The following is a 24,264-nucleotide window of genomic DNA, read 5'->3' on the forward strand; positions in this document are numbered from 1 at the left end:
GCCTGACATTCAAATACTGAATTCTGTACTCTATGTCCACAGTTCTCACATTCTTTTGCTACTTTTCTGAGTCTTGTTTTGCCTGCACTTGCTACAGTAGAAACATCATAAGTAATTAAATATAAACATACTATCACTTCCAAAAGAATGCTGGATAAGAATCTAGATCACCACGTAAATAACGACTTAATAATAATGCTTGAACATAAGGAACCATACCCCATTCTACTTTTTCTTTCAAATACGGATGCTCTATTACTTCCAATTTTTTCTGTTGCCAGTATTTGAAGAATATCTTCTTACCCTCATCATTTAGTAATACAGCACCATCTTCTTGCTCAATAAAATGCTTGCTTAAAATAAGCTTTTTATTGATTAACGTAATCACAAATCTATCAGCAAATACACTTCTTAATTCTTCTACTAAATCAAGAGCTAAAGATTTTCTACCAGGCCTTATAGTATGCATAAATCCTACATATGGATCTAACCCTACTGATTCTAATGCTGAAGTACACATTGATGTTAATAGTACATATGCAAAAGATAATAATGCATTCACTTTATCCAAAGGTGGTCTTCTGCTTCTAAACTCAAAACTAAAGTCTTCTTCCTGCTGAAGAATTAATTCATTAAATACTCCAAAATAAATACTCGCTGCTTCACCCTCAATTCCCCTTAACGAATCCATAGATTTACATTCATAAGCCGAATTCAAAGAATTCTTTAAGGTAAGTGAAGCACTTTTTAAAGCTTCAGTATCAACTCTCAATTTATGATCTCGTATAGCTCTTTCTAAAATCCATCTACTATTATAAAGTTTGGACATAATAAAACATTTTGCTAATTTTAAAGACTCTTCTTCACATTCTGATACTCTGTATTGCGTCTTTCTTAAAATCACATTTCCATATTGCTCGCCAACAATTCTAGCAAGAAACTTTCCATTCCTAGAGAGAAATATTATAGATATTCCTTCTTGAGCACATTTTCCCATCAATGCAGGACTTGCGCCCATATAACCACAAGTGATAATACTTTCAAGATTATGTAAAGGAATCTTACCAATCTTCTTTTTATCAGATAAAACCGTTACTGTCTCACCCTCTAATGACAAATAGTAATCAGGGTTAGTGATATAAAGAGTGTTTAATAGTTTTTTCATATTAGTTTTCCTCAACCTTAGATTGAATATAATCCTTTACCGATTTATTCTTTCCTAAAACTGGTAAACATATTTCTTTTAATGAGCACGCATTACAGCTTTTAGACCATTTCACTTTAGGAGTGTACCTCTTATCGAAATACTGATGCATTTCTTTAAAACTATCTGCAACTAACTTTCTTAATTCTTCTGTTATTAAAATAGTCTCTCTACGCCTTGTCTCACCATAAAAAATATATGCTTTATTAATCTCACATACTAACATTTCTTCTAAGCACATTGCTTGTGCCACAACTTGCAGAATATCACTTTGGTCACATTTAGGTTTCCCCTTTTTATACTCAACAGGCTCTATTGTATATTTTCCTTCTCGGCCATGAATAGAGACTCCATTGTGATCATCCCTCACAAACTCAACAATATCACATACCCCATGCACACCCAAGGTATGAGAGAATACTCTCATACCTCTTGTAATGATTATGTTATTACGTTTTTCTATAAAATTATCATTATGTGCATTTGAATGAAAGATTTCACCTTCAATAGTTCTTAGGTTTTCATCCCATTGTTGCTCTATATGAATCAAAGCCCATTGGCGTCGACAAAACTGAAAATGCTGAATTCCAGATAACATCAAATAATCTTCTTCAGCATACTTCATAATTATCTTCCTTCAATAACTTCTACATCTAAACCTTCAAGGTTATCTAATGTAACTTCGTAATCTTCATATTTCTTAGGAATTACTACTTCTGGAAGAAGATTTACATGTAATGAATTATGAACTTTTGCAGATGAATACTGACCCATTTCACAATTATGTTTCCACCAATATACTTTCTTAACTTCCATACTTCCATCTGGTCTAGCAGAAGAAGAATCATTTTCAAATAATGTTACTAATGCTTCTTTAATCTTTTCAGCATCTTCTTCAGAAAAACCATTCTTTTCAGCTAACTGATGATTGATGCTTCCACAAAGTTTATATAAACCAAATTCCACACGGTTTTTACTTCCCATTGTATCTGAAGCTTTACCTGCTTTTTCTTCACTGTTTACACTCTTTGTAATCTGCATTGTAGAAACATCCACTGGTGATACACTGACAGCTGTTCTCACAGTTACAGGACCACGCACACCTACTGATAGAGAATTTCCTTTAAATGCAAACACCTGTCCAAAACTTCTCACATCAATCCATGATTCACATGCGATTTTTGCATACTCATCCCCTGATTTATCTTTCTTATGTTTAGCTAATTCCTTATTTGCATCAGCTCTTGCAGATAAACTATTGCATCCATCATCAGATCTTTCCTGAGACTGTACAAAGACTTTTTCACCCATATCCTGAAGTCTATTTCTAATTTTTCTCTTGATACATACATCTGACATTTCACCATAGCCATCTACATCAACTCTTGGACGGTTACCATCTAATGGATCCCCATTTGGATTAGCCTTTTCAACTGTAAATAATACTGCAAAATCAATTTTATTCTTAAATTCACTCATCTTTTATTCCTCTTCTTTCTTTGAATTTGATCTAATTTTTCTTATTTCTGCTCTTTCACAATAATAGCCTAATAAATAATTTTCATTTAATGGTTTGTTATTAAAACCATCAATATCTCGCAAGCATTCCAATATATGTTCAATTCTCTTTGATTGATTTTCTCTAATTGGCTTACTTGTTTTTGCTAAATAAGGTTGTAACTTTCTTCTTATTTCTTCAAATGTTCTAGCAGGATATCTTGAGTAAATATTCCATAGTTTACTAGCATTTGTTTCTCTAAAATCCATTTGCGCATGATAATAATATGAATTCTCAATATCATCCAGAATAGCTAGCAACATTCCAAATAAATAATCTCTATCCTTTCTATACTTGTCTTCTTCTAACATTTCACTATATTCTCCTTTCTTATAATCGATGTTATGTTTTCTAATAAGTGCACATGTTGTTTCTAATATAAAATTCCAGTTATAAGAACCGTATTTTTGTGGATTACTTGCATTGTTTACAGCACACTGCAGAATATCCATCGGCAATTTTCTATTATCCACAATACAAGACAATATTCGATCCACACACTTCTTCTGTAATTTTGAATTGGTAATCTTCAATAATCCTTCTTGATCCACACCATAAGCTGCACGTGCAATATCTAACGGCGTAGGTGTTCCTATATAATCAACATATTCACCATCTACTTTACGATGTAATCTCCAATTACATTCTAGATACCACTTATTAAGCCTATCAAGATATTCTTTTCCCAACAGTTCGTTGTAGTACGTAATTGATAAACGGCCTTGATTTGATCCATCCGCTGTATCTACTGATATTATTGATACTTTTTCATTACTTAGTTTTGTACGATATCCAGCTAATAAACAACTAATCTGATGTGCATACTTTTCTAAAGTATCAATCTCAACTTTTTCTTCAGCAAATAATGCGAAAGGATTATCAAACGGTTCAAGTGTTTTAATTGTCTTACTTGCCCAACACACTATACGCTCAGTATCGTTTCTATATCCCTGCTTAGATATTAACCAGCGCAATGCATTGTGTGCTTTTTGAGATGTTACATACCCTATACCAACTGCCTGCTCAGCATTTTTAAATCTACCTCTAAATGTATACCCTGAAGTATCATTTGATGATATGAGTTTTGCTTTATCCCCCGCATTACGAATTTTTGCAGGTAACTTTGTTGTTAATTGTGTCACTTCTCCTGTCGCATAACAAATGCCTAAATCACTTGTCTTACTCAAAGTATAGGCTATAAAACAATCATGAACTAAACTGTCTTCCCAGACTTTTTCATCCATAGAATCAGGAGATTCTACTATAAATCTTGCAACATCATCCAAAGAATCCTTATCAAACTTATCATCAGCAATTAAATCTTGCATCACATGCTCTTTTTTCAAATAAGTATAAATAGCTTTAATCTGTGAACAAGAATACTCCGAATTAGCCCAATCACCTAATTGTTTAATATAAGATTCAAAACATTGTCTTTTATTCTTTGAGTCATTACTATATTGATCATAATCTCCTGCAATATAGCACAACTTATCAAACAGAGGCATAGGAGTTATCCCACTACTTCTACTAGCACTATCTTCAGTCACAGGAAATACAGTTACTTGATCATCCTTGGGTATTCTTTCAGCCCTAATAAAATTTCCTTCTTGATCAATATAAATTTCTATCTGTGCTTTCAACTGTAGATGAAACAATGGCAATAAAATTACTGAATTATCATCTCCACTCACCTTACCGATTAATGACTCACATTGATCATATGTGCTACTCAAATTGCTTATCCAACTCATCGCCAAATACTCCTCCTTTCTCAAATTCATCTAATCCAGAAAAATTAACACCCTTTTCAAATACTTTAATTTCCTGCTTGCCTACATCTTTCACAATAGGACATTCATCTGGTGTAATAAAATGAATACTTCCATCCTGCATCACAGGTTTCCATAATCTAATACTCATTTTGCCTTTACCATCTTCTACTTTTGATTCATCAGGATACGTAATACCATGAACCATTATTCCAAATGACATGTTGCTATCATCATAGTATCCTTTTGATTCACCAAACTTACATGGTTCGACATAAGCCTGACATTCTCTTGTACCAAGGAAAATATCTCTTCTTCCTCCACGTTCGACCATTCTTTTCGCAATCAACCAGTGCTTATTTTCATTTCTATCTCCTACCAAGTCTTTTCTATTTTCATTCCATACAAAATGTGCTCTTACTTGATATTCAACATCTTTTAAATAGGTATAAATAGACAAATCATTCTTTGAATCCTGATAATGTATTGGTCTAATTCCCTGACTTTGTGTTCTAATAGGATTCATGATTCTTACATCGTCAATCACCCATTGAAATGTAGGTTTCCAATAAATGCTTTCACATATTCCTTTTAGTGCTTGATATGTAGGAATCTGATATGTATATTTCTCACCACCTGTCTTTGTAAGTGGATCTGTAAATAAGGCATATCTCCCATACACTTTGAATTCAATACTATTCTTATGTTCCATCCTTCATCCTCCTTTAGAATATTTCTAATGATAATTCCGTACTTAATCCTTCCTCATTTGTATAAAACCCTTCATCCAAGATCAAAATATCTTCATTAAATCTTGTAATGCCTTGGCGATTCTCAATTTCTTTCAATCTTGCGTCTGTCTGATAGACATTGACTGTGTACCTTTGCAACTTCTTTAAACATTGCTTCACAAAGGCCAAATCATAAGGATTATTCATCATTTCCTCCACAATATTTTTAGCTTCACCATATTGAGTAATAAGTCCGACTGTATTCCCTTTTTCAATCACACTAAAATTCTTTCCTGCGTATTTATAAGCCTGACATTGTAAATAGCCATAACCAGATGGTCTTCTATTTGATGATAAATAGTGAAATAAATCTTTGACAGATTGATGATTCTTAAGGCAATAATCCATTGGACTATTCGCATTGTTATTAGACATTTTAGGATAATAATATCTTTCATAATATTTCCTAATAGCCTCTGGCATCAATAAATCGCCTGTATAATCATCCAATACACGCTTAGTTGCCTTTACAGATTCTCTTATATCGCGTAATTGATTTAAATTCTCCTGCACATCAACCATATAAACAATTCCTTCACTCGTTTCACCATTTCTGTTACATCTTCCAGCTGTTTGCGTAATACTATCTAATCCAGCTAAAGATCTAATAACAGTTTGGAAAGAAATATCTACACCTGCTTCAATCAACTGTGTACTAATACAAATTGTTTTACGACTTGATAATGACTGCTTCATCTTCTTAATGATGTCTAGTCTATGTTGAGCACACATGTAAGTAGTTAATTGAATAACATCATCATCATCACTTACTAATTCTTTTATCGCATTATATACTCCTCTTACAGCACTTTTTGTATTAAGAACAACCAATATATTTTGATCCATCTTATCCAATATAAACTGTGCTAAAGACTCATAATCATATTCTTTCTTATCAGGTCTTTCTATATGAACTCTCTTGAATTCATTAGAGAAGAATTCAATATTAGGAATCATATCCTTACACTTATCATTATACAGAAGTGGTCTATTGATTTTCTCAAACAACGGTTGAGTTGCTGTACACATTACAATCGTAGAATTTCCACAATAAGATAAAAAATTCATGAATGTAGTAAAAAGATTCAAACACTTTATAGGAATTGATTGTGCTTCATCTATAATAATGACCGCATTTGTTAATTGATGAAGACGTCTAACCGACTGCATTCCCCCATCAAACAATGTATTCAAAAATTGAACTGTAGTTGTCATAATGATAGGAGCACTCCAATCATCAGCAAGTAATTCATGTCTATTCAATTGTTCAACATTGTTTTCATCAATACATACATTTGAATGATGCTCTAGAATATTGTCATCATCATTTAAAATGGTTCTTATCTCATTTGCATTTTGTTCTAGTATTGATAGGAATGGTGCAACATATATGATATGTTCTTTATTTTCTTTCTTAGCTAACTCTAGTGCGTAACGCATACTTGAGAGAGTTTTTCCTCCTCCAGTTGGAATAGATAACCTATATATTCCATTGCCGTTTTTAGTAAAGTCAAAACAATAATCAGACATCTGTTTACGTAATTTATCAATCTTTGTAATAGTTTTAAAACTATCCAATTTCTGATTTAACTTTTTTTGATAATCTATCCATAACTCTTTAATTTCTTCTTGGCTTTTTCTATCATTAATCTTACCCTGCATAAATTCTGCAGTATCTCTTCTATCTGCATCAATTAAATAAGATAAAATTAATCGTTCTAGACACCCTAATAGAAAAGAACTATTTTCATCACAGTTTGATTTCATATCAATACAAATCTTTTTTATCTTTTCAACTAAAGTAGTAAATTCTTCTTCTGAATCTTGCAATAAACCTTTTAAATCAACTTCATTGACTAAAGGATCTATATTATTCAATACGTTCTTATACATATGCTCATCCACCTTTAATCTAGGCGTGAACTTATCTTCTTCATTTTCATCAACACAATCGTTCAATCCATGATGTGAAAAAATAGAATATGCAATGAGTTCAGGTGAATACTTTATATTATGTTTAGATCCATAATCCATAATATACTTTGCACCTGCACTAGAGTGATTGATGCTACCTCTTCTTACAGAATTTGGATTCTCAACCGCCTTATGAATATACTCATTAAACTCATCAGTCAGTTTTCCTACATCGTGTAATAAACCTGCAACTCTCAAAGTGCTACCTAGTCCAACTTTTCTCGCTTCTAATTCTGCATATCGAGATACATTTTCACAATGCTCATATACTGTTTGTTCTCTATCTTCAGATATATGCGCTAAGTACTTTTTATCCATCATTATCACCCATTCTCTATAAAATAATATAAACAGTTATAAATACATTATACATCGTAATCGCTTCCATATGTATTATTTCATCTACTATTATTATACACTTTTAAAAATAAATTTTCTCAAGTACCCCCTCTGACAATGCCTATAATTAGGTGTTAAGTAAAATTTACTTAAAATTATTATTAATGTTTCAAAACATAAAAAAAAGATCACCTACGGTGATCATGGTAAGGAAATCGGATTTTGGTATGAGCTATTCCCTTACCCATCCATTACTATACACTAGTTTTGTATTTAATGCACCAATTTGCAGTCTTAGAAAAAACTATTAAAAAAAGATTTAGTGGTATGCCCACTAAATCCCCTTCTTGTATAAACTATAGCTATAACCAAAACATAGTAAACTAGATATAAGTATAATACCTAAACCAATAAACATATAACCTAACATACTAAAGATAATATACAACATTCCACTCAATACAAACACATAACCAGAAAATCTATGTGTACGTGACCAGTTCTCATCACTATTTAATGCCCATGAAGTACGAATACCTATAGTATAGTTTCTTTTTATTTTAGGTAAGTAATTACCTAAAATAATAAAGATGAGCCCTATTACTATATTCATAATAAATGTCATATCAAAACGATAGCCTAGACTATATGTAATAATAAGTAGAGTCACCATCAAGCATATTAACGGACAAATCATTAATACAATTCTTAGTCCTATATCTGGTATATTACTCTTCTTAGGATCCTTAAATGTCATAAAAGCACAGAATATATGAAGTACTAGCATAAATGCCCACACACCATATAAACCTAAGAACTTATTCATATACCCATCAGGTGTTCCATGAAAATCAAAGTGTGTTGCGACTTGTGCAGGTAACTTATTATAAGTCACTAATATACATACAAGTGGCAACATAAATAATACCAAACTAAACTTAAACCATTTATTCTTCAACATCATCTTTTCCTCCTAAGAAAGACTTAAAATACAACAACATTTCTTCAAACACAGTCGCATTAATTTCATAATAAATATAATTCTTATCTTTTTCTTCTCTTACTAAGTCTGCAGATTTTAATATCGATAAATGATATGAGACAGTGGCCTGTGTCATATCAAATTGTGCAGCTATATCTCCTGCAGACATCCTTCCTTTCTTTAATAAGTTAAGAATATCTCTTCTTACAGGTGCACTGAGTGCTTTAAATGTTTTCTCAAACATATGTTCACCACCTATTTAGATAACTTTCTAAATAGATTATACAATAAACGCCAAGAAATACAATACCTATTTAGAAATATTTCTAAATAGGTATTAAAAGAAAAAGAGGACTAAGCCTCTTTAATGAATGGATCTCTCCAGAATACGATTAATAGATAGATTGTCATAACGACCCAGATAACTGGTTCACAGAAGATGACAGCCATATATTTAAAGACTGGAATAAGTGCGAATACGAAAATGATCTTACCAACTAATTCAATAATACTAGATACAAGTGGTAACATCTTTTGTCCAATACCTTGCAAGGCAAATCTAGTCTGCATTAATATACCTAATACTGCATAGTTAGGGGCTACGATACGTAAATAAAGTGAACCATTGTATAAGACTGTATGATCTGTTGTACCTGATATCCATGTTACAAGTGTAGGGGCACTTAATAATAGAATAACGGTTGCTAGTGCGGCTACAACAACATCATAGATATACATCTGTTTCATACCTTTGCGAATGCGTGATACATTTTCTGCGCCTTTGTTTTGAGATACAAATGTACTTGCTGCTTGAGCCATGGCAGTAAATGGCATATTGAAGAACATATAAAGCTTTCTTGCAGCAGTATGACCTGCAATAATCTGTTTGCTTCCTAAACCATTGATACCTGACTGCAAGATAACTGAACCTGCATTAACGATAGCACTCATAACAGCCATAGAGTATCCCTGACCTAATAGTTCTTTATAAAGAGCTGCATCAAATTTAAAATGTCTCTTTTCTGGTACGAGTAATGGGACATTCTTAAAGATATAAATCAAACATAATACGACTGATACACCCTGGGCAATAACTGTCGCAACTGCTGCTCCTCTTACACCCATATGAAGCTGTGTGATAAAGAATAAGTCTAAACCAATATTTAATACTGATGATATGATTAAGAATACTAAAGGCATTAAACTATTCCCTATAGCACGTAATAATCCTGCACATAGATTATAGGCAAACATAACGACTAAGAATTGTACAATCACAATAATATAGCTATAAGCTTCATTTAGTAAGTCCGGTGATACATTGATTGCAATAAGTAATGGTTTGATTCCAATAGAGGCAATAATAGTAATCACAATAGAAGATATAATACCAATCACAAAACTAGCTGCAACTGATTTCTTTAATAGTTCTTCATCTCCTGAACCATAGCTTCTTGCAGTGACAATAGATAACCCATTCCCAATACCTAACGCAAAACCTACTAACAAGTCATAGACTGCTGCACATGAACCAATGGCAGAAAGTGATGTCATTCCTAAAGTATTTCCTACAATGGCAGTATCCATTGTGTTATAGAATTGCTGGAAGATGTTTGATATAAGAATTGGAATCATAAAGATAACTAAACTCTTAAATATTGAACCCTCCAGCATATTGACTGATGTTTTCTTTTTATCCACAATAATTTCCCCCTTCTTTTTCTGTGTTATTTTAACACAAATCAATGTTTATAATTCATAACTCACAAATTATGAAAACACTTTAGCACTCGGTAGTACCTCTCGGTCAAGTGTTTATGTTAGAATAATAAAGGTGATATATATGAAAACAATAAAACTATATGATGAAATGCCTTATAGTACAGATTTTAAGGCAACAGTAATAGAAGTAAACAAGAATCAAATCATTCTTGACCAGACACTTTTCTTTCCTGAAGAAGGTGGTCAGGAATGTGATTTAGGGACTATTAATGATATTCCTGTCAAAGATGTACAGATTAAGGATGATGTGATTATCCATTATGTTAAGAAGCATCACTTACAGGTAGGAGATACAATAGAAGGTCATATCGATTGGAAGAGACGTTATTCTTTTATGCAGAATCATACAGGAGAACATCTTCTTTCTGGTATTGTGCATAGTATGTATGGTTATGATAATGTGAGTTTCCATCTAAATAGCGAAGAAGGACAAGTAGAATATGATGGTGATATCAAAGATATTGATTTAATAGAAGAGAAAGTGAATCAAGCTATCTATGAGAATAAAGAGGTCCATTGTTTCTATCCTGATGATTTAGAGAGTATCTCTTATCGTTCTAAGAAAGAGATTGAAGGTAAAGTACGTATTGTAGAAATCAAAGATTATGATATATGTGCATGTTGTGCACCTCATGTGAAAAGAACGGGAGAATTAGGGGTATTCAAGATCATCAAAGTGATTCATACAACTAGAGGTACACGTTTTATATTCTTATTTGGGGAACGTGCTTATCATCGTTTTAAGGATGATTTTGATCATCTTGAATCACTTTATCATCTTTTCTCTTCCAACAATCAAACACTTGTAAAACAAGTCAATAAGATGTATGAAGAAAAAACAGCTCTAGAAGTCAAATATGCACAGCTAGAGAAAGAACATATGCTTTCTTTATGTGACCATGCGTATTTATTTGTAGAAGACTGTTTACCTGTAAATCAAAGAGAAGTGACTAATCATCTCGTCCATGTTTATGGTACAGGTGGTGTATTTGTAGGAAATGATGAGAAAGGTTATCGTTATGTCATAGGTTCTGCGAATAATGCATTGGATATATTAACACAATTAAAAAGCCTTAGAAGCAAAGGTGGAGGATCAAAAGAGATGATCCAGGGATTTACCCCTGCTTCTAAGACTGAGTTGCTTAAAGCCCTCTCTTAGGGCTTTTTATAATACTTCATTAAAGCTTGTGTACCTAAGTCACCATAGCCTTCTTTTTCTAATTCCTGATAATTCTTTAATACTGTTTCTAATACATTAAGTGTAATATCTGATTCTTTGGCTTCTTCATCAGCAAGTTTCATATCTTTAATAAAGTGTTTCATAAAGAATCCTGGCTGATAATCATCTTTTAAGATTTTAGGACCAAATGCATCTAACTGATGACTTCCTGCCGCACCAGTAGACACAGACTTTAATAAAACATCTAAATCTAAACCTTTACTAGATGCATATGTGAGTGCTTCACATACACCAGATAATGCCCCTGCAATCATGATCTGATTAGCCATCTTTGCATGCTGTCCTGAACCACTAGGACCCTGATAATTAATATTAGTACCCATAGCTTTAAATAAAGGAAGACATGCTTCATAATCTTCTGTGTCTCCTCCTACAAGAATAGAAAGAGTCGCATTCTTTGCACCTGTATCTCCACCAGTGACTGGTGCATCTAATACGTGTAGATTTCTCTTTTTACCTTCTTCATATATTCTTTGATCAAGTGTAGGTGATGTTGTCGTCATATCAATAAGATATGTACCTTCCTTTACTGAATCAAGAATGTTGTTGTCATTAAAATAAACTTCTTCCACATCCTGTGGAAAACCTACAATAGTCATGACTGCATCTACGTCTTTCACACAATCATGAATAGTAGAATGAAGTGTCGCCCCCTTTTCTACTAAAGATGTCACTTTTTCTGGATGTCTTGCATAAATATGCATTTCATAACCTGCATCCATTAAATGACCTGCCATAGGTAACCCCATGATACCTAAACCAATAAATCCGATTTTCTTCATCTTATATGTTCCTTTCCTATCATATACTGTATATCTAATTCTAAGATATTCACATTATCTATCATTTGATCAGTAATATCTACCTTCTGCGTAGGACAAAGTGTATGAACGAGTGTTTCTAATACATCTTTCTTTGTTTCTTTATTTTCTACTTCTTCTAATATACCTAATATATATACTGAACGATGATTGTGTGTTGTCTTTTCTTCATTGATACCACAATCTTCTACAACAGTATAACTTGCCTGTTTCCCTACACCATTAATTTTATAACCTGTCTTTGATGTATGGAAATAAAGCTTTCCATTCATATAAATATGATCTAGAGGAACACTATAAGGTATTTCATCAAAGAATGAGAGAACACCATATGATATCCTATTAATTATATTTACTGATTCATTATAGTTTAATAGCTGTTTTGTTTTTCTCATCTTCCCTGGAACTTGAAAAGGAAGTAATGATTCCCAGTCATCACTATAATGCATACAATGATCACCTAATGGCATATCATCCTTCACAATAGTCAAACCATCTTTAAATTTGTATAAGTAATCCATCTTCATCCTCCATCATCTTCTGTATTGTCTTCATAATCCCATCATGATCATTATCTTCTTGAGTCACAAAACGTGCTTTACTTTGTATAAAGTGATCAGCATTCTTCATTGCATAACTATAATAAGCATGTGTGAACATCGATAGATCATTATCAGAATCCCCAAATACCATTGTTTCTTCTTCTGATATACTTAATGTCTTTTGTAAGAAGACGACACTATCTGCTTTAGATTGTCCCTTCTTATTAATATCAATCCAACAGTCTCCGGATGGTTTTACTTCAAAACCTTTAATGCAAGACAAAGGACCTTCCAAACAGTTCTTCACTGGATCCATAGGATCACAGACTGTAATCTTGAATATATCATCATCAATGTCTTCCACTGTATCTACATAAGTAATATTAAAGTGACTTGTATGCTTACTTATAAGTTCCTTATCTTTATTGAATGCATACATGGCCTTCTTACCACTTAACATAGGAGCCGTGCCTTTAAGCGTATTCACATAGTCAACTAGTTTATATACATCTTCCTGGTTCATATAGTCTGCAAGTAACGTATCTCCGTTATGTTGTATATAGCCGCCATTTTCAGCCATAAGGTAGATAGTTTTATTTCCTTTAAAATACTTTCTCACTTCTCCCATCTGCCTTCCAGATGAAATCGCAAAAATGATATTTCTATCATACAATTCCTTGTATATTTGATTAAAATGTGGAGGTAAATTCTTCTGATTATCCAACAAAGTACCGTCCATATCACAAATAATCATCTTAATTTGTGTAAAATTCATACTTTTCACCTCAAAATGCATTATATCACTATTTTCGTACTAGACCAAAAAGTTAGGTTATGTTAATATGTGGGCGGTGATGAAAAAATGTCTAAATATCAAGAAGTTGTGGAAGATATTATCCGCAAAATAGAAAAAAACGAATATACTGATAAGCTACCAACAGAAGATCAGTTAATTGAACAGTATCAAGTAAGCAGAAATACAATTAGAAATGCGATCCGTACTTTAAAGAAACAGGGTACCCTATTCTCTATTCAGGGAAGTGGTGTATTTGTACGTCATACAAGAGATGATGATTCTTTATGGATGAATGGTTCATGTGGTATTACTGAGAATGCCCCACGTCATAAAATTACTACTGATGTCAAAGGATTCCATATTATGATGGCTGGAGAAGAACTATCAAAACGTATGCAATGTGAACTTACTACACCTATCTATTATATTGAAAGAGTAAGAAAGATGGATGGTGTTCCAATGGCTATTGAATATACTTACTATAATAAGGATCTTGTTCCTTCACTTGATCGTCGTATTGCAAGTCAGTCAATCTATAGTTATATTAAGAATGATTTAAAGTTAAGTATTGGTTTTGCAGATAAGTATTTCCATGTTAAACAGTTAAGTGCACAGGAAGCTTCTATTCTAGGATTAGAAGAAGGTAGTCCAGCATTAGAAGTAGAAGATTATGTACATCTTTCTAATGGACAGCTATTTAATGTATCACGTATGGTGTATAACTATAAGACAACTCATTTCTATGCATCTAATGTAGACTAAGAAAAAAAAGAACCTCGCAGGGTTCTTTTTTTTCTTATCTAGAGGCAACATGCAGTGAGGAACAATCCGGATTATATATTCGCAGTATTTAGGAATGACAATAAGTTGATAGGCATTAATTGAGAAATGGTTTTATAATATTTGTCCTTCTGCAATTTCAAGCAGTCATTTATTTGCGTTCTAGATTCTATGGGTATTATAGTACGTATGCGCTTGCATTTCAATATTAATACCAATGATTTTTATATATTTTTTAATTTCAGTAATGAATAAAGAGAGTTTTTAATATGAAATGATTGATTTTTATCATTATTATGATATAGATTTGTATCCTGCAGACTTCATTGAATATACCTCTTATGATCATCCAGGTATGTATCATCGTATTAAGCATATCCAAGAAGAAATTATCACAAGAAAGTCGTAAAGGCTTTCTTTTTATTATGCTATTTCGCTTTAATGAAGTTATATTATGTTATTTTTCGCATATTCATAAATTTTACAAACATTTTACAACTTTATTAACAATTTTTCTTTACAATGATAAAAATATTTTGTAATATAGTTTCACTTATATAGGAGGTGTGTGCATGAACAAAGGTTTATATGATTCATCTTTTGAACATGATAACTGTGGTATTGGTGCAGTTGTTAATATCAAAGGTGTAAAAACGCATATGACAGTATCAAATGCGTTAAAGATTGTAGAACAGTTAGAGCATAGAGCAGGTAAGGACGCAAAGGGAGAAACAGGTGATGGTGTTGGTATCCTCACACAGATTCCTTATACATTCTTCAAGAAGAGTGTAAAGGATTTCCAGTTACCTAAGGAAGGTCATTATGGTGTAGGTCAGTTCTTCTTCCCTATGAATGAACTAGAAAGACATCAGGCTATGACTATGTTTGAAAAGATTATTACTAAGGAAGGTATGACTTTCCTTGGATGGAGAAAGGTAGAAACACATAAAGAGGTATTAGGTACTAAAGCGATTGATGCAATGCCTTATATTATGCAGGGTTTTGTAAAGAAACCTGATGATTGTGAAGTAGGTCTTCCTTTTGATCGTCTTCTTTATCAAGCAAGAAGAATTTTTGAACAGAGTAATGAAAATACTTATGTATGTTCATTATCTAGCCGTACTATTGTATATAAAGGTATGTTCCTTGTAGGACAGTTAAGAAGTTTCTTTAGTGATTTACAGGATGAAGATTATAAGAGTGCGATTGCATTAGTGCATTCTCGTTTCTCTACTAATACAAATCCATCATGGCAAAGAGCACATCCAAACCGCTTTATTGTCCACAATGGTGAAATTAATACAATTAGAGGTAATGCGAACAACATGCTTTCTCGTGAAGAAAACATGAAATGTGATGTATTAGATACAGAAAAGGTATTCCCTGTTGTAGATGTAAATGGTTCAGATTCTGCAATGTTAGATAACACATTAGAATTCTTAGTTATGAGTGGTATGGAACTTCCTCGTGCTGTTATGATGTGTATTCCAGAACCATGGGAAAACAATCCTTCTATGTCTAAAAAGAAGAAAGATTTCTATGCTTATAACGCTACAGTCATGGAACCTTGGGATGGACCAGCTTCTATTTTATTCTCTGATGGTGAATTAATGGGTGCTGTACTTGATAGAAATGGTTTAAGACCTTCTCGTTATTATATTACTAAAGACTCTTATTTAATCTTATCTTCTGAAGTAGGTTCTTTAGATGTTCCTACAGAAGATATTGTGGTTAAGGATCGTTTACGTCCTGGTAAGATGCTTCTTGTAGATACTAAGAAGGGCGTTCTTATTAATGATGATGAGTTAAAGGACTATTATGCACAAAAGGAACCTTATGGTGAATGGCTTGATTCACATCTCACATACTTAAAGGATTTAAAGATTCCTAATGAAAGAGTAGAAGTCATTAGTGATGAAAAGCTAGAAACATTACAGACTGCTTTTGGTTATAAGTATGAAGATATTAAAGACTATATTATTCCAATGGCTACTAATGGTAATGAACCTATTATCGCTATGGGTAATGATGCCCCTCTTGCTGCAATGAGTACTATGCATCAGCCACTCTTTAATTACTTTAAACAGTTATTTGCCCAAGTAACTAACCCTCCTATCGATTCTATTCGTGAAGAGATTGTCACATCTACTTCATTAGATATTGGTACTGAAGGAAATATTTTAAATGATTCACCTGATAACTGTCGTTTATTACATATTCATAATCCTATTCTTACAAATACAGATATTCTTAAATTAAAACATCTTCATACAGATGATTTTGAAAGTGAAACTATTTCTACACTTTATTATAAGAATACATCTCTTAAGAAAGCTTTAGATCATCTCTTTATTGAAGTAGATAAAGCATATCATCGTGGTGCAAACATTATTATTCTTTCAGACCGTGGTGTAGATGATAACCATTGTGCTATTCCAGCATTACTTGCAGTCGCAAGTGTGAACTCTTATTTAGTACGTACTAAGAAGAGAATGAAGATGGCTTTAATTATTGAATCTGGTGAAACAAGAGAAGTACATCATTTTGCGACATTACTTGGTTATGGTGCAAGTGCTATTAATGCCTATCTTGTTCAGGATACAATTCATCAGGCTGTAGAAGATGGCTTATTAGAAAAGGATTACTATGCTGCAGTAGAAGATTATAATCATGCTGTACTTTCTGGTATCGTCAAGATTGCTTCTAAGATGGGTATTTCTACTTTACAGTCTTATCGTGGTTCTCAGAACTTTGAAGCCATTGGTATTTCTAAAGAAGTGATTGATACATACTTCCCTCATACAGTTAGTAGAGTTGAAGGTATTACTTTAAAGGATATTGAAGCTGATATAAATGCATTACATAATCAGGCTTTTGATCCTCTTGGATATGATGTAAATCCTACACTTGATTCTGGAGGATTCCATAAAGAAAGAAGTCATAAAGAAAACCATCTTTATAACCCTAAGACAATTCACTTATTACAGCAGGCAACACGTTTAGGTGATTATAAGTTATTTAAGGAATTCTCTGAAACTATTGGTCAGGAAGAAGAAGGCATTAACTTACGTGGTTTATTAGACTTTGACTTCAGTAAGAGAAAACCTATCCCTCTAGAAGAAGTAGAACCTGTAGAAAACATTGTGAAACGTTTTAAGACAGGTGCTATGAGTTATGGTTCTATTTCTAAAGAAGCGCATGAAACAATGGCTATCGCAATGAATAGATTACATGGTAAGAGTAACTCAGGTGAAGGTGGAGAAGATGCAGAACGTTTTGTCACTCGCCCTAATGGTGATTCTACATGTTCAGCTATTAAACAGGTAGCGAGTGGTCGTTTTGGTGTCACAAGTGAATACTTATGTTCTGCCAGTGAAATTCAGATCAAGATGGCTCAGGGTGCAAAACCTGGTGAAGGTGGACACTTACCTGCAGGTAAGGTTTATCCTTGGATTGCGAAGACTCGTCACAGTACTCCAGGTGTATCACTTATTTCACCACCACCTCATCATGATATTTATTCTATTGAAGACTTAGCTCAGTTGATCTATGACTTAAAGAATGCGAATGAAGCAGCACGTATTAGTGTTAAGTTAGTATCTGAAGCAGGTGTTGGTACTATTGCCTCAGGTGTTGCGAAAGCAGGTGCTCAAGTTATTCTTATTTCTGGTTATGATGGTGGTACTGGTGCAGCACCTAGAAACTCAGTTTATAGTGCAGGTCTTCCTTGGGAATTAGGTCTTGCGGAAGCACATCAGACATTAATCATGAATGATTTAAGAGATCGTGTCGTAATTGAAACAGATGGTAAATTATTAACTGGTAGAGATCTTGCGATTGCATGTTTACTTGGTGCAGAAGAATATGGTTTTGCGACAGCACCACTTATTACTATGGGATGCGTTATGATGCGTGTATGTAACTTAGATACATGTCCTGTAGGTGTTGCAACTCAGAACCCTATCTTACGTAAGAGATTTACAGGTAAACCTGAATATGTAGTAAACTTCATGAAGTTTGTTGCTGAAGAAATGCGTGAATATATGGCTCAGCTAGGATTTAGAACAATCGATGAAATGGTTGGTCATACTGACTTATTAAAGAAGAAGGATATTGCAGATCAATATCATATAGACTTATCTAAGATCTTAGATAGCACATATGCAAATGATGCACATAACTGCTTTAATCCAGCTCATGTATATGACTTCAAATTAAATGAAGTACTTGATACAAAGGTATTATTAAAGGCATTAGAACAGGCATCTCAGTCTCATAAGAAGACAGAAGTTTCTGTAGAAGTGTCTAATACAGACCGTTCATTTGGTACTATTCTTGGTTCTCATATTACTAAGGCTTTAGGTAATTTTGTAGAAGATGACTTTATTACAGTACATGCATTTGGTGCTGGTGGTCAGAGCTTTGGTGCCTTTATTCCTAAAGGATTAACACTTGAATTAACAGGTGATTCTAATGACTACTTAGGTAAAGGTTTGTCTGGTGGTAAGATTATTGTGAAGACACCTCATGAAGCTACATTCAAGGCTGAAGACAATATTATTATTGGTAACGTTGCTTTATATGGTGCAACAAGTGGTGAAGCTTATATCAATGGTGTTGCTGGTGAACGTTTCTGTGTAAGAAACTCTGGTGCTAAGGCTGTTGTAGAAGGTGTCGGTGACCATGCATTAGAATATATGACAGGTGGTTTAGTTGTTATTTTAGGTGAAACAGGTAGAAATGTTGCTGCTGGTATGAGTGGTGGTATTGCGTATATCTATGATCCAAATAATGATTTATATGAAAAACTAAATGGTGCACTTGTAGAATATTCTGAAGTCAATAAGCCATATGATATTAAGACAGTAAGAGAATTAATTGAAAATCATTATAAGTATACTGGTTCAGAGAAAGCCAAGATGTTCTTAGATGATTTCAAGACATATATTGGTAAGTTTAAGAAGATCATCCCACATGATTATAAGAAGATGATGGATCTGATTGCTTATTATCAGTCACAGGGTCTAGATGAAGATCAGGCTAAGGTAGAAGCATTTAATGCAGCTATGAAAGGAGGAAAATAGTCATGGGTAAGAAAACTGGATTTTTAGATTATGCACGTGAGACATCTTATGAGGTTCCTCCTACAGAACGTATTAAGAACTTCGATGAATTCCATATCCCTTTGTCTACTAAAGAACAGCAGAAACAGGGTGCAAGATGTATGGACTGTGGTATTCCATTTTGTCAGTACGGCCAGAAGATTAAAGGTATGTTTTCTGGCTGTCCTTTAAATAATTTAATTCCTGAATGGAATGATTTAGTATTTAAAGGTAAGTATGAACAGGCTCATAAACGTTTAAAGAAGACAAATAACTTCCCAGAATTCACTTCTAGAGTATGTCCTGCATTATGTGAAAAAGCATGTACATGTTCTTTAAATGGTGATGCTGTATCAGTTAAAGAAAATGAACATGCGATTATTGAATATGCTTATGAACATCTATTAGAAGAACCAGTACCACCATTAAAGCGTGTTGGTAAAAAGATTGCAGTTATTGGTTCAGGTCCTGCTGGTTTAGCTGCTGCAGATACACTTAATCAACGTGGATATGATTGTGATGTATATGAAAGAGAAGATCGTTTAGGTGGACTATTAATGTATGGTATTCCTAATATGAAGATTGAGAAGAATATCATTGATCGTCGTATTTATAAGATGATTGCAGAAGGTGTAAAGTTCTTTACAAATAAAGACATTACAACTAAAAAACAGGCAAAAGAATTATTAAGTAAATATGATGCAGTTATTCTTGCAGTAGGTGCTAAGGAACCTAGAGATATTAATGTACCTGGTAGAGAAGGTAATAATATTTTATTCGCTGTAGACTATTTAACTCAGGTGACTAAGTCATTATTAAATAGTGAATTCAAGGATGGACAGTATCCTAATGCGAAAGGTAAGAATGTATTAGTCATCGGTGGTGGTGATACAGGAAACGACTGTGTTGGTACAGCAATTAGACATGGCGCAAAGTCTGTATTACAGCTAGAAATGATGTCTGAACCACCACTTGTTAGAGCGGATTCTAATCCATGGCCAGAATGGCCTTTAGTCAAGAAGACTGATTATGGACAGGAAGAAAACATTGCAGTATTTGGTGAAGATCCTCGTGTCTATAATAGTACAGTAAAGGAATTTATTCTTGATAGTAAAGGTAATGTAAAACAGGCTGTGATTGTAAAACTACAGACTGTAGTGAAAGATGGTCGTCGTTCATTTGAACAGGTACCTGGTAGTGAAAAGACAGTACCTTGTGATCTAGTGCTTATTGCAGCAGGATTTATCGGGGCACAGAAGCCAATCATTAACGCATTTGGTGTAGAATTAGATGCAAGAAATACTGTAAAATGTGATGAAAATGATCATCATACTAATATTAGTAAGTTATATAGTGCAGGTGATGTCCGTAGAGGTCAGTCTTTAGTCGTATGGGCTATTAGAGAAGGCCGTGACGTTGCTAAGCAGGTAGACTTTGATTTAATGGGATATACAGGGTTATAAAACATAAAGGCTGCAACAGTAATTGTTGCAACCTTTTTTTGTATGTTTGAATAAATACAGGAGATACAGCTATGGATCAACTCAATTTCATATTGATAAAGCGAAAGATTAAACATGGAATGAATTGTTTAAAAATGATTTGAATAATGAGAAAAGTAAAGGGAAAGAAATGCACCCTAGTTATTTTAAATTACCTCTTTTAATAGTCCCTGAAGAATTGACATTCCTCATCATTACATTGTGTTGCTTCCTTGAGTTTTATATTACAATGGAAGACATGATTGAGAGGTTTATCTCCTACATAGTATTTATACATATGAGGGACATTACGATGAGTCAGTACTTGACTCATTGTAAGTGCATCTTCTACCAAGAAATCCCCTTCTGCTGTCATTACAAAGCATGGAGGGAAGTCTGAAGTAATATATTGTTTTGGATCGATTGCTTTAAATTCTTCTTCTGTTCCTCCAAGAGGCAGATATTCTTTCATAAGTTCTCCTGTCAATTCTAATTCAGGCGTGATGTTATAAGCACCACAATTTAATGCGAGTGCACTAAAATGAAAGCCTTCTGGTACTTTAAAGTCATAGGTAGAAGCATATTCCTTATTTGTAAGAATAGATGCATAGAGAACTAGTAAATGCGCTCCTGCAGAATCTCCTACACCATATATATGTTCTGTATCTAAAAAATAATCCTTTGCATGATTCATGATCCAATGAGCAACTTGATTCATATCAACAAGTGGTGCAGGATGTTTGAATTCTGGTGCGAGACGATAAGTAAAGTTAATGACCGCAAAACCTCTTTCTGCAAGACTCATGCAATAATATTGATATCTTTCCTTATCTCCATAAACCCAGCCTCCACCATGGAAACTAATAATAATAGGAAGTTTTTCTTTTTCTTCTTTAGGAATATAGAGATCCATTGTATTCCATTCTGGATCATCACCATAAAGAATATTATCAAATCGTTGAACTGTATCAGGTGTAGTCAAACCTTCATCTCTGATATCGTCCCCTTCTTTGAACTGTTTTCTAATTGTATCAGTAAGTATAGACATACCTTAACCCCCCCTTTTTTTCCATTCTAACATTTTTCTTACAAGTTAGTCTTGTAAAAATGGTAGAATTATAGAAAGAGGTGATTGTATGCATGAGGGTTTAATTTCTATTGGGAAGATGGCTAAAATTAATCATGTAAGTATTAATACGCTCCGTTTATATGATAAATGGGGATTATTGACACCTATCTATATTGATGAAGATACAGGCTATCGTTATTATGATATGAAGCAGAATGCAAGACTTGATCTAATAGGGTATATGAAAGAGTTAGGAATGAACTTGAAGGAAATCAAGGAATTGTTGGATAAAGAAGATCCTACTCTTATAGAAGCGATACTGATTAAGAAACAGCGTTCTATAGAGAAAGAGATGGATGATATTATACGCAAAAGAAATGCAATCAAACGTACAATCTATTCTCTTGAAAGATACCGCAAATCCCCTACACCTGGCACTTTGACAACTGAGTATATTGATGAACGTCACATCTATGCCAAACGAGTGAATAAGAACTTCTATGATTATGATCAGGATGGGTATGAAGTAATACTCAAAGAATTCAAAGATCAATTATTAGAAGAACATCTTCCCCAAATCTATTATTGTAATGTGGGAACTTTTCTTAAGAGAAAGAGATTCCTGAAACAGGAGTTTATTACACATGATATATTTATTTTTGTAGATGAACTCTTTCCTAAAAAGGAATCTGTACAGACATTAGAGAGTGGTATGTATGCTTGTATTTATATGGATGATTTTAATAATGAAAAAGAGTATGCAGGAAGATTACTAAAGTATTGTATGGATAATAATTATGACGTGATTGGCGATTATATATGTGAAGTATTAATAGAACTCACATTCTTTAAAGATAATGAACGTTCTATGTATCTAAGATTACAAGTCCCAATTGCCTATAAAAAGGTTGACCCTCATCATTGATGAGGGTTTATCCTTTAGTTAGGAGGTATTTCATATGGAAAAGATTAAAGTTGTACAGTATGGTTGTGGTAAGATGAGTAAATACATCTTACGTTATTTGTATGAGAAAGGTGCGCAGATTGTCGGAGCCATTGATAATAATCCTGCAATTGTGGGCATGGATGTAGGTGATTATGCAGAACTAGGTATTAAGACTGGTGTAAAGATCAGTAGTGATGCCGATGAAGTATTGGATAATTGTGATGCTGATGTTGCAGTCGTGACATTATTCTCACTTGTGAGTGATTGTTTTGATCATTTTGAAAAGTGCTTAAGTAGAGGTATTAATGTCATCACTACATGTGAAGAAGCTACAGATGCATGGACAACTGATCCAGTAAGAATGAATAAGTTAGATGTTCTTGCGAAAGAAACAGGATGTACATTTGTAGGTAGTGGTATGGAAGATACATTCTGGGTGAACATGGTTGGTTTAGTAGCTGGTTCTTGTCATACTATTACTAAGATTGAAGGGGCAGTTAGTTACAATGTAGAAGAATATGGTTTAGCCCTTGCGAAAGCACATGGTGTAGGTTTAACACCTGAAGAGTTTGAAGCAACAATTGCCCATCCTGAAGAAATTGAACCATCTTATGTATGGAACTCAAATGAAGCTCTCGCATCTCGTATGGGATGGACTATTAAGTCACAGACACAAAAATGTGTGCCTTATTTCCATGATACTGATTTGTATTCTGAAACAATGGGTGAAACAATTCCAAAAGGAAATTGTATTGGTATGGCTGCAGTCGTTACTACAGAAACATTCCAGGGTCCTATTATTGAAACACAGTGCATTGGTAAGGTCTATGGTCCTGATGATGGTGATATGTGTGATTGGAAGATTACTGGCGAACCAGATACTGAATTCCATGTAGTTAAACCAGCTACAGTAGAACATACATGTGCTACTATAGTAAATAGAATTCCTAGTTTACTTAGAGCACCAGCTGGAGTTGTCACTGTTGATCAGTTAGATACATTAGAATACTTAACATATCCTATGGATTATCACTTATAATCATCACCAAACCCTCCCTTAAGTGGAGGGTTTTTACATGTGTAAT

General features: G+C 33.5%; 21 protein-coding genes. 7 read left to right on the forward strand and 14 right to left on the reverse strand.

Annotated features, from left to right (window positions below):
- From cas2 to H8909_RS07800, 10 genes are all read right to left on the reverse strand, one after another.
- On the reverse strand, positions 1-137 hold a 137-nt coding region (gene cas2, locus H8909_RS07755; RefSeq protein ID WP_439647245.1), incomplete at its 3' end, for a CRISPR-associated endonuclease Cas2.
- The gene (gene cas1c, locus H8909_RS07760) at positions 134-1,165 is read right to left on the reverse strand and encodes a type I-C CRISPR-associated endonuclease Cas1c (RefSeq protein WP_187012420.1); all 1,032 of its coding nucleotides are present in this window, start codon (positions 1,163-1,165) and stop codon (positions 134-136) included. The genes cas1c and cas2, both read right to left, overlap by 4 nt.
- 1 nt (position 1,166) lies before the next feature.
- A complete protein-coding gene (gene cas4, locus H8909_RS07765) occupies positions 1,167-1,829 on the reverse strand; it encodes a CRISPR-associated protein Cas4 (protein WP_187012421.1) in 663 nt (220 codons plus the stop codon).
- A gap of 2 nt (positions 1,830-1,831) precedes the next feature.
- The gene (cas7c, locus tag H8909_RS07770; protein ID WP_187012422.1) at positions 1,832-2,683 is read right to left on the reverse strand and encodes a type I-C CRISPR-associated protein Cas7/Csd2; all 852 of its coding nucleotides are present in this window, start codon (positions 2,681-2,683) and stop codon (positions 1,832-1,834) included.
- Between the two features lie 3 nt (positions 2,684-2,686).
- Complete coding sequence (gene cas8c / locus H8909_RS07775; protein WP_187012423.1) at positions 2,687-4,516, reverse strand: type I-C CRISPR-associated protein Cas8c/Csd1; 1,830 nt, start codon at positions 4,514-4,516, stop codon at positions 2,687-2,689.
- Complete coding sequence (gene cas5c, locus H8909_RS07780) at positions 4,491-5,246, reverse strand: type I-C CRISPR-associated protein Cas5c (RefSeq protein WP_187012424.1); 756 nt, start codon at positions 5,244-5,246, stop codon at positions 4,491-4,493. Before cas5c ends, cas8c begins: the two co-directional genes overlap by 26 nt.
- A gap of 13 nt (positions 5,247-5,259) precedes the next feature.
- Positions 5,260-7,617, reverse strand: coding sequence for a CRISPR-associated helicase Cas3' (gene cas3 / locus H8909_RS07785; RefSeq protein ID WP_187012425.1), 2,358 nt, complete (start codon positions 7,615-7,617; stop codon positions 5,260-5,262).
- 355 nt (positions 7,618-7,972) lie between these two features.
- On the reverse strand, positions 7,973-8,599 hold the full coding sequence (locus H8909_RS07790; protein ID WP_238928250.1) for an SdpI family protein: 627 nt from the start codon (positions 8,597-8,599) through the stop codon (positions 7,973-7,975).
- Positions 8,586-8,864, reverse strand: coding sequence for an autorepressor SdpR family transcription factor (locus tag H8909_RS07795; RefSeq protein ID WP_187012427.1), 279 nt, complete (start codon positions 8,862-8,864; stop codon positions 8,586-8,588). Before H8909_RS07795 ends, H8909_RS07790 begins: the two co-directional genes overlap by 14 nt.
- A 110-nt stretch (positions 8,865-8,974) precedes the next feature.
- Positions 8,975-10,321: an MATE family efflux transporter gene (locus H8909_RS07800; protein ID WP_369409820.1), complete on the reverse strand. Its 1,347-nt coding sequence runs from the start codon at positions 10,319-10,321 to the stop codon at positions 8,975-8,977.
- 142 nt (positions 10,322-10,463) lie between these two features.
- Between H8909_RS07800 and H8909_RS07805 the strand changes: the two genes are divergently transcribed.
- Positions 10,464-11,561, forward strand: a complete 1,098-nt coding sequence (locus H8909_RS07805) for an alanyl-tRNA editing protein (RefSeq protein ID WP_187012428.1) — start codon at positions 10,464-10,466, stop codon at positions 11,559-11,561.
- Here H8909_RS07805 and H8909_RS07810 read toward each other — a convergent pair.
- Genes H8909_RS07810 through H8909_RS07820 form a run of 3 tightly spaced genes read right to left on the reverse strand, consistent with a single transcriptional unit; the run spans position 11,558 to position 13,780 of the window.
- Positions 11,558-12,424: an NAD(P)-dependent oxidoreductase gene (locus H8909_RS07810; RefSeq protein WP_187012429.1), complete on the reverse strand. Its 867-nt coding sequence runs from the start codon at positions 12,422-12,424 to the stop codon at positions 11,558-11,560. The genes H8909_RS07805 and H8909_RS07810 overlap by 4 nt on opposite strands.
- A complete protein-coding gene (locus tag H8909_RS07815; RefSeq protein ID WP_187012430.1) occupies positions 12,421-12,984 on the reverse strand; it encodes a pyridoxamine 5'-phosphate oxidase family protein in 564 nt (187 codons plus the stop codon). The genes H8909_RS07810 and H8909_RS07815 overlap by 4 nt, the downstream gene beginning before the upstream one ends.
- Positions 12,962-13,780 (reverse strand): HAD family hydrolase, encoded by an 819-nt coding sequence (locus H8909_RS07820; protein WP_187012431.1) that lies wholly within the window; start codon positions 13,778-13,780, stop codon positions 12,962-12,964. The genes H8909_RS07815 and H8909_RS07820 overlap by 23 nt, the downstream gene beginning before the upstream one ends.
- 87 nt (positions 13,781-13,867) lie before the next feature.
- On the opposite strand from H8909_RS07820, the gene H8909_RS07825 reads away from it, so the two are divergent.
- From H8909_RS07825 to H8909_RS07835, 4 genes are all read left to right on the forward strand, one after another.
- The gene (locus H8909_RS07825; RefSeq protein ID WP_187012432.1) at positions 13,868-14,563 is read left to right on the forward strand and encodes a GntR family transcriptional regulator; all 696 of its coding nucleotides are present in this window, start codon (positions 13,868-13,870) and stop codon (positions 14,561-14,563) included.
- 292 nt (positions 14,564-14,855) lie between these two features.
- Positions 14,856-14,990, forward strand: a complete 135-nt coding sequence (locus H8909_RS13620; RefSeq protein WP_255465882.1) for a hypothetical protein — start codon at positions 14,856-14,858, stop codon at positions 14,988-14,990.
- Positions 14,991-15,153: 163 nt separating this feature from the next.
- Positions 15,154-19,665: a glutamate synthase large subunit gene (gltB, locus tag H8909_RS07830; protein WP_187012433.1), complete on the forward strand. Its 4,512-nt coding sequence runs from the start codon at positions 15,154-15,156 to the stop codon at positions 19,663-19,665.
- Between the two features lie 2 nt (positions 19,666-19,667).
- Positions 19,668-21,146, forward strand: a complete 1,479-nt coding sequence (locus H8909_RS07835) for a glutamate synthase subunit beta (RefSeq protein WP_187012434.1) — start codon at positions 19,668-19,670, stop codon at positions 21,144-21,146.
- 199 nt (positions 21,147-21,345) lie between these two features.
- Here H8909_RS07835 and H8909_RS07840 read toward each other — a convergent pair whose 3' ends face one another.
- Complete coding sequence (locus H8909_RS07840) at positions 21,346-22,212, reverse strand: alpha/beta hydrolase (protein ID WP_187012435.1); 867 nt, start codon at positions 22,210-22,212, stop codon at positions 21,346-21,348.
- A gap of 88 nt (positions 22,213-22,300) precedes the next feature.
- Here H8909_RS07840 and H8909_RS07845 point away from each other — a divergent pair, with 88 nt between their 5' ends.
- On the forward strand, positions 22,301-23,158 hold the full coding sequence (locus H8909_RS07845) for a MerR family transcriptional regulator (protein ID WP_187012436.1): 858 nt from the start codon (positions 22,301-22,303) through the stop codon (positions 23,156-23,158).
- 34 nt (positions 23,159-23,192) lie between these two features.
- Positions 23,193-24,218: an NAD(P)H-dependent amine dehydrogenase family protein gene (locus tag H8909_RS07850; protein WP_129980653.1), complete on the forward strand. Its 1,026-nt coding sequence runs from the start codon at positions 23,193-23,195 to the stop codon at positions 24,216-24,218.
- Positions 24,219-24,264: the final 46 nt, after the last annotated feature.

The organism is Catenibacterium faecis, from assembly GCF_014306455.1.
GTDB lineage: Bacteria > Bacillota_I > Bacilli_A > Erysipelotrichales > Coprobacillaceae > Catenibacterium > Catenibacterium mitsuoka_A.

Bases quoted from the DNA above. Each gene is read 5' to 3' on its own strand.
- H8909_RS07840 (WP_187012435.1), bottom strand. From the start codon at position 22,212: ATGTCTATACTTACTGATACAATTAGAAAACAGTTCAAAGAAGGGGAC.
- cas7c (WP_187012422.1), bottom strand. From the start codon at position 2,683: ATGAGTGAATTTAAGAATAAAATTGATTTTGCAGTATTATTTACAGTT.
- H8909_RS07835 (WP_187012434.1), top strand. From the start codon at position 19,668: ATGGGTAAGAAAACTGGATTTTTAGATTATGCACGTGAGACATCTTAT.
- gltB (WP_187012433.1), top strand. From the start codon at position 15,154: ATGAACAAAGGTTTATATGATTCATCTTTTGAACATGATAACTGTGGT.
- H8909_RS07820 (WP_187012431.1), bottom strand. From the start codon at position 13,780: ATGAATTTTACACAAATTAAGATGATTATTTGTGATATGGACGGTACT.
- H8909_RS07815 (WP_187012430.1), bottom strand. From the start codon at position 12,984: ATGGATTACTTATACAAATTTAAAGATGGTTTGACTATTGTGAAGGAT.
- cas3 (WP_187012425.1), bottom strand. From the start codon at position 7,617: ATGGATAAAAAGTACTTAGCGCATATATCTGAAGATAGAGAACAAACA.
- H8909_RS07795 (WP_187012427.1), bottom strand. From the start codon at position 8,864: ATGTTTGAGAAAACATTTAAAGCACTCAGTGCACCTGTAAGAAGAGAT.
- H8909_RS07790 (WP_238928250.1), bottom strand. From the start codon at position 8,599: ATGTTGAAGAATAAATGGTTTAAGTTTAGTTTGGTATTATTTATGTTG.
- H8909_RS07845 (WP_187012436.1), top strand. From the start codon at position 22,301: ATGCATGAGGGTTTAATTTCTATTGGGAAGATGGCTAAAATTAATCAT.
- H8909_RS07810 (WP_187012429.1), bottom strand. From the start codon at position 12,424: ATGAAGAAAATCGGATTTATTGGTTTAGGTATCATGGGGTTACCTATG.
- H8909_RS07825 (WP_187012432.1), top strand. From the start codon at position 13,868: ATGTCTAAATATCAAGAAGTTGTGGAAGATATTATCCGCAAAATAGAA.
- cas4 (WP_187012421.1), bottom strand. From the start codon at position 1,829: ATGAAGTATGCTGAAGAAGATTATTTGATGTTATCTGGAATTCAGCAT.
- H8909_RS13620 (WP_255465882.1), top strand. From the start codon at position 14,856: ATGATTGATTTTTATCATTATTATGATATAGATTTGTATCCTGCAGAC.
- H8909_RS07805 (WP_187012428.1), top strand. From the start codon at position 10,464: ATGAAAACAATAAAACTATATGATGAAATGCCTTATAGTACAGATTTT.
- cas1c (WP_187012420.1), bottom strand. From the start codon at position 1,165: ATGAAAAAACTATTAAACACTCTTTATATCACTAACCCTGATTACTAT.
- cas5c (WP_187012424.1), bottom strand. From the start codon at position 5,246: ATGGAACATAAGAATAGTATTGAATTCAAAGTGTATGGGAGATATGCC.
- H8909_RS07850 (WP_129980653.1), top strand. From the start codon at position 23,193: ATGGAAAAGATTAAAGTTGTACAGTATGGTTGTGGTAAGATGAGTAAA.
- cas8c (WP_187012423.1), bottom strand. From the start codon at position 4,516: ATGAGTTGGATAAGCAATTTGAGTAGCACATATGATCAATGTGAGTCA.